Origin of the sequence: Bradyrhizobium sp., from assembly GCF_027307225.1 — a bacterium.
Classification (GTDB): Bacteria; Pseudomonadota; Alphaproteobacteria; order Rhizobiales; family Xanthobacteraceae; genus Bradyrhizobium.
This window is the reverse complement of sequence record NZ_DAHUXJ010000127.1, coordinates 1-4,087: the sequence shown is the minus strand read 5'-3', so window position 1 is coordinate 4,087 and position 4,087 is coordinate 1. Positions and strand designations below refer to the sequence as shown.

At 62.8% G+C, this 4,087-nt stretch carries 5 protein-coding genes; 3 read left to right on the top strand and 2 right to left on the bottom strand.

What is annotated here, in order from left to right; genetic code table 11:
• The first annotated feature begins 65 nt into the window (after positions 1-65).
• Positions 66-1,379: a DNA polymerase IV gene (locus tag M6D32_RS21385; protein ID WP_298259970.1), complete on the top strand. Its 1,314-nt coding sequence runs from the start codon at positions 66-68 to the stop codon at positions 1,377-1,379.
• A gap of 144 nt (positions 1,380-1,523) precedes the next feature.
• Here the strand turns inward: M6D32_RS21385 and M6D32_RS21380 are convergent, their stop codons facing one another.
• Complete coding sequence (locus M6D32_RS21380) at positions 1,524-2,399, bottom strand: cell envelope integrity EipB family protein (protein WP_298259965.1); 876 nt, start codon at positions 2,397-2,399, stop codon at positions 1,524-1,526.
• Between the two features lie 306 nt (positions 2,400-2,705).
• On the opposite strand from M6D32_RS21380, the gene M6D32_RS21375 reads away from it, so the two are divergent.
• Together M6D32_RS21375 and M6D32_RS21370 are read left to right on the top strand one after the other, a co-directional pair.
• Positions 2,706-3,173: a RidA family protein gene (locus tag M6D32_RS21375; RefSeq protein ID WP_298259963.1), complete on the top strand. Its 468-nt coding sequence runs from the start codon at positions 2,706-2,708 to the stop codon at positions 3,171-3,173.
• A gap of 17 nt (positions 3,174-3,190) precedes the next feature.
• Entirely contained in the window at positions 3,191-3,937 is a 747-nt protein-coding gene (locus M6D32_RS21370) for a glycerophosphodiester phosphodiesterase (protein ID WP_298259961.1), read from the top strand.
• Between the two features lie 4 nt (positions 3,938-3,941).
• On the opposite strand, the gene M6D32_RS21365 is transcribed toward M6D32_RS21370, so the two are convergent.
• The coding region (locus M6D32_RS21365) for an integrase core domain-containing protein (protein ID WP_298259967.1) at positions 3,942-4,087 on the bottom strand (146 nt) is incomplete at its 5' end.

Genomic DNA, 4,087 nt, shown 5'->3' with positions numbered 1-4,087 from the left:
GCCGAGACCTCGAAGCTTCATCCGACCAATATCGCCGCTGCCCATCAAGCGTTGAGCGATCCGAAATGGGAGCGCGATGTGCCGTGACGGCCGCCGCTTCAACCGTTGCGGATGGACCGACCTGCTTTTGCCGGGACTGCCTTCATGATCAGGAAACGACCGCAAGGCGATGCAGCGGTTGCGGATCGCCCCGGCTCGTGCGTCACCGCGCTCTGCCGAGTTTGAATCTCGCCCATATCGATTGCGACGCCTTCTATGCGACCGTGGAGAAGCGCGACAATCCACAGCTCGCCGACAAGCCGGTGATCATCGGCGGAGGAAAGCGCGGGGTGGTTTCGGCCGCCTGCTACATCTCGCGCACCTTCGGCGTCCGTTCTGCGATGCCGATGTTCAAGGCGCTTGAACTCTGCCCTTCCGCGATCGTGATCCGGCCCGACATGGCCAAATATGTCCGGGTCGGTCGCGAGGTGCGCCACGCGATGCAGTCGCTGACCCCGCTGGTGGAACCACTCTCAATCGATGAGGCGTTCCTCGACCTCTCGGGAACGCAGCGCGTGCATGGCATGATCCCGGCCAAGGTGCTGGCGCGCTTTGCGCACGCGATCGAACGCGAGATCGGCGTCACCGTTTCGGTCGGGCTCTCCTACAACAAGTTCCTCGCCAAGATTGCCTCCGACCTCGACAAGCCCAGAGGCTTTGCAGCGCTTGACCAGGACGAAGCCCGCACAATGCTGGCCGAGAAGCCGGTCAACTTCATCTTTGGCGTGGGACCGGCGACGCAAGAGCGTCTGATTCAGCGCGGCTTTCGCCTGATTGCCGATTTGCAGCGCGCCGACGAAGCCGAACTGATGAGGCAGTTCGGCGGCGAAGGGCAGCGGCTGTGGCGGCTCGCCCGCGGGATCGACGACCGGCGCGTGGTAGCCGATCGCGGCGCCAAAACGATTTCCAGCGAAACCACCTTCGAGACCGACCTGCGCGATTTCGCAACCCTCGAAAGGCTGCTGTGGCAGCTGTCGGAAAAGGTCTCGAGCCGGCTCAAGAGCAGCGAGCTTGCCGGATCGACCATCACGCTGAAGCTGAAGACCGCCGATTTCAAGCAGCGGACCCGCTCACAGTCGATCTCGGCGCCGACCCAGCTCGCAGGCAGGATTTTCTCGGTATCGCGCGAAATGCTGGCCAAGGAGATCGACGGCACCACGTTCCGCCTGATGGGTACAGGGGTCAGCGCGCTTCGCCCAAGCTCGCAGGCGCATGAGGTGGACATGCTCGATCGGCGCTCTGCGGATGCCGAGCGCGCGATCGACGGCCTGCGCAAGAAATTCGGCAATGCGGCGGTGATCAGGGGCATCGCCTATGAGGGGCCGGAGAAGACGGAGTGAGTTGAGCGTGCCCCGGACGCCGCGCAGCGAGAAAGCGATGCGCTGCTGATCCGGGGCCCATGGCACCATGGATTCCCTCCGGGTCCCGGCCCTGCGGTGCATCGTGAAGAACGCTGCACCGCGTCCGGGACACGTTGCCCGCCGTCACTTGCACGGCTTGGAATCCTTGACGTTGAATTTTCCGAGCGCGCCGGAAATGACGAAATCGTTGTAGTCGAGCACCAGTGCCCGCGACACGCCGTTTTCGAACAACTCGAACGACATCGCATAAACCGGCGTCTGCTCGCCCTCCTCCGGCTTGGCATCGCGATCGAAGTAACTCACGGTTACCGGCCAGCGGGTTGTCGATTTCATCATGTCGCTTTCAGTCGCGGGATCGGGCGATGCAGTCGTCCGATCGCCTTGGATCGGTTGCCCGATCACCGCCATGGTGTTGAAAACCTTCTCGCCGTTGTCCGAGCCGTCATAGACGGTCTGTTCCAGAATGCTCTTGCCCTCCTTGGCGGCGGCGATGATGTGCTCGATCTGCTCGGTCGGGAATACCACTGAACCGTCGAGGTTGAAGGTCTTGACCTGTGGCTGCTTCAGCTTGACCGTGATATGGTCGCCGACCCGTTCGGCGACGCCGTCGACCGGGCCCTGATCGATATCGTTCATCCGCGAATCGATCTTGAACCGATAGGTCTTGCCGGCTGCATCTTCCCACGAGGTCGAGCGCAGATCCGACAGGGTGACCTTGTCGTCGCCGCCGGCCATCTCGGAGACCTGACGGAATTCGGACGTATAGCCCTCGCAAGCGCTGCCAGAGAAGCTGTAGAGGATACGGCCCCGTGCGCTGCTGATCGAATTGGATCCGCGCGATTTCAACAGCGAAAGATCGTAAAGCGCCTGGTGGGAAAGAAATCCGCCGCTGGCGGCGGCTTCGGCTTTTCCGGCGGCCGCCAGCGCGACCGTCAAAACCGCGATCGCGAGCGGCAACGATTTGGCGCTGCTAGCTAACGTCCGGAATACGCGGGGCATGTCTTTTCCCTTGAAAACTCTTTGCGATCTGGCAGTTCCTTAAAGCCGAGCATGATTCCGGGAAACCCCTCTTGCCCTGCGCTAACGCGAAGCGGCTTTTCTGTGGAGACCAGACTCAGTCAAAGGATCGTTCCAGAATATTCGTCGCTTCATTGCGTCGCAACTGCGGCCAAAAGGCGGAAGGCTTCAATTCATGGCGAATTGGCCCCGCGGCCAGGGCCTACCCTCGCTTGCAACGGATCGTCCGATGCGCGAAACAGAACGGTCGGCCAGACTTGGGCCGGCTAACATGAGCGGGGACGAAACATGGCGGGTACCGTCGAACAGAAACTGGCATCACAGGGCATCACCCTGCATGAACCGCCGAATCCGGTCGCGAATTACGTGCCGTTCGTGCGCAGCGGAAACTTGCTGTTCGTTTCTGGCCAAGTATGCTTCGGCGCTGACGGCAAGCTGATCGCCAAAGGCAAGCTTGGCGCCGGCGTGACGATCGAACAAGGCGCCGCCGCCGCGCGCGGCTGTGCCATCAACCTGCTGGCGCAGGTCAAGGCCGCGCTCGGCGATCTCGACAAGGTCGCGCGCGTGGTGCGTCTCGGCGGCTTTGTCAATTCGGCGCCCGATTTTCTCGATGGTCCAAAGGTGCTCAATGGCGCCTCCGACCTGATGGTCGCGGCATTCGGCGACAAGGGCCGCCACTCACGCAGTACCGTCGGCGTCGCGGCGTTGCCGGCCGATGCAGCGGTCGAGGTCGAAGGGGTGTTCGAGGTCGCATAAGCGAAAGGTCATCGGCGATGCCCGCCCCGGACTGGCTGACCGCGCGGCCGGTGGCCCATCGGGGCCTGCACGATCGTTCGCGCGGCCTCATCGAGAACATGCCGGGCGCGGCGTTGGCCGCCATCGAGAGCAATTTCGCCATCGAATGCGATATCCAGCTTACCGCCGACGGCGAGGCCATGGTGCATCATGACGATGAACTCGGCCGCCTGACGGAGGGTGCGGGCGCCCTGCTCGGCTTGACCTCGATGGCGTTGAAAGAGGTCCGCTTCAAGGACACGCCGGAACGGATGATGTCGCTCGCCGACCTCTGCATCCTCGTCCGTGGGCGCGTTCCGATCATTGTCGAGGTCAAGAGCCATTTCGACGGCGATCGCAGGTTGGTGAAGCGAATGGCCGAAGTGCTGAAGTCCTATGCGGGCCCGGCCGCCGGGATGTCGTTCGATCCGGACCAGGTGATGGCGCTGCGGGAACTGATCCCGGACCGGCCCCGCGGCATCGTCGCCGAAAGCAACTACACGGAAGCCGGTTGGCCGGAAGCAACCCCAGCCCAGCGCGCCGGCATGCGGCACCTGAAGCACGCGCTCAAGACCCGGCCGCAATTCGTGGCTTATTGGGTCAATGATCTGCCGGCGCCTGCCCCCTGGATCGCGCGGCATCTGTTCGGCCTGCCGCTCCTCACCTGGACCGTGCGCACTGCGGAACAGCGAGCCCGCGCCGGCCGCTATGCCGATCAAATGATCTTCGAAGGGTTCCGCCCCTGACTAGCTAGTTGTGGAGCCTCAAGAGGTTGTCCCCGGTCAGACCGAGACGGCTGATAGGTGGTTTGCACTTTAGGCTGCAATGCGGCCGGTGCCAATTGTATCGATGTAGCCACTCTGGCAGATGTCGGGCTCTGTCATCTGATGTCAGGT

Bases quoted from the DNA above. Each gene is read 5' to 3' on its own strand.
- M6D32_RS21385 (WP_298259970.1), top strand. From the start codon at position 66: ATGGGAGCGCGATGTGCCGTGACGGCCGCCGCTTCAACCGTTGCGGAT.
- M6D32_RS21380 (WP_298259965.1), bottom strand. From the start codon at position 2,399: ATGCCCCGCGTATTCCGGACGTTAGCTAGCAGCGCCAAATCGTTGCCG.
- M6D32_RS21375 (WP_298259963.1), top strand. From the start codon at position 2,706: ATGGCGGGTACCGTCGAACAGAAACTGGCATCACAGGGCATCACCCTG.
- M6D32_RS21370 (WP_298259961.1), top strand. From the start codon at position 3,191: ATGCCCGCCCCGGACTGGCTGACCGCGCGGCCGGTGGCCCATCGGGGC.